2 protein-coding genes are annotated in these 1,480 nt (G+C 58.6%); both read right to left on the bottom strand.

Going from position 1 to position 1,480, the window contains the following annotated elements; all coding sequences use genetic code 11:
• Positions 1–500, bottom strand: a 500-nt coding sequence (locus B3Z49_RS01265) for a GNAT family N-acetyltransferase (protein ID WP_296987653.1), incomplete at its 3' end; no start/stop codon positions are given.
• The gene (gene fmt, locus B3Z49_RS01270; RefSeq protein ID WP_296987693.1) at positions 500–1,426 is read right to left on the bottom strand and encodes a methionyl-tRNA formyltransferase; all 927 of its coding nucleotides are present in this window, start codon (positions 1,424–1,426) and stop codon (positions 500–502) included. The genes B3Z49_RS01265 and fmt, both read right to left, overlap by 1 nt.
• Between the last annotated feature and the right edge of the window lie 54 nt (positions 1,427–1,480).

The following is a 1,480-nucleotide window of genomic DNA, read 5'->3' on the forward strand; positions in this document are numbered from 1 at the left end:
AACTGCCATTCCGACGAATTGGAAAGATCATCCAGAATGCGGCTTTCGCCTGTGCGCGCAAAGCCGCATTTTTCATAAAACCGATGCCCGGCCGCAAACCGCGTATCGGTCCATAGCATCACCGCTTCGCATTCCGGATGCGTCTGGCCCAACCACGCCAACGCCTTGGCCATCAGTTTTTGCGCCATGCCCCGCCGCCGCACAGCCGGATGCAGATAAACCTTGTGAAGCTCGCCTTCGCGGCTGGCCACGTCATATTTAACCCCGAAACAGCCCAGAACCCGATCCTGATTATCGACCGCAACCCAGATCCGGCCGTCATCGGCCTTGAAGTCATCGGCAATCGCATCAAGTTCGGGGAATTCGGCGGCGCGATCAAACACGCAGCCGGGATAATCGGCAAACACCAGTGCGATCAGATCGGCAATGCCATCGCCATCGCGGTTGAAAGCTGGCCGGATCGTCACATCACCACCCGTATGTGCAGTGATATTTGCCATCAGCCGAGCTTTACGCCCTTGGCAAGCTTGTCATAGCCACGCAGCACCGCGTCGGTATCCATCACCGATTTGCCCGGACGCTGAATACGGGTCGGACGCAGCGCGCCGTTGCCACAGCCAATCGTCAGCTTGTCATCAAGGATCTCGCCCACCGGGCCGGATTGATCAATCACCTCGGCCGCCTGCACCTTGATGCGTTCCTTACCGAGCTCGAAATAGGCCCCCGGCCACGGGGTAAAGGCACGAATTTTGCGCTCAAGGGCGGCGGCATCATCGCTAAAATCAAGCTTGGCCTCTGCGCGCTCCAGCTTGGCTGCGTAGGTCACGCCCTCTTCGGGCTGCTTGGTCGCAACAAGCTCCCCCTTGGGCAGCTTTTCAAGCGCCTCGACAATCATCTTGCCACCAAGTTCCGCCAGATCATCATGCAGGGCATTGGCATAGGTCTCTGGCGTGATTGGCAATTCACCAATCAACAACATATCACCGGTATCCAGCCCGACATCCATCTGCATGATGGTCACCCCGGTCGCATCATCTCCGGCCAGAATGGCGCGCTGGATGGGCGCCGCCCCACGCCAGCGCGGCAGAAGCGACGCATGAATGTTCAAACACCCGTGTTTTGGCGCATCAAGAATGGCTTTCGGCAGGATCAGGCCATAGGCCGCCACCACCGCAACATCCAGATCAAGATCGGCAAAGGCCTGCTGTTCCTCGGCCGATTTCAGTGACACCGGATGGCGGACCTCAATCCCCTGATCAAGCGCCCAGGCATGCACCGGGCTTGGCGTTTCCTTGTGCCCGCGCCCTGCTGGACGCGGCGGCTGTGAATAGACGCAAACCACGTCATGACCCGCCGCCACCAGATCCTTAAGCGCCACAAGGGCAAAGTCCGGGGTTCCCATAAAGGCAATGCGCAGCTTGGTCATATCAATCCCATTCATCTTTTGACTCTTCTGGCGGCAATTTGGCGTTATCCTGCC

The organism is Thalassospira sp. UBA1131, from assembly GCF_002311515.1.
Classification (GTDB): Bacteria; Pseudomonadota; Alphaproteobacteria; order Rhodospirillales; family Thalassospiraceae; genus Thalassospira.

Bases quoted from the DNA above. Each gene is read 5' to 3' on its own strand.
- fmt (WP_296987693.1), bottom strand. From the start codon at position 1,426: ATGACCAAGCTGCGCATTGCCTTTATGGGAACCCCGGACTTTGCCCTT.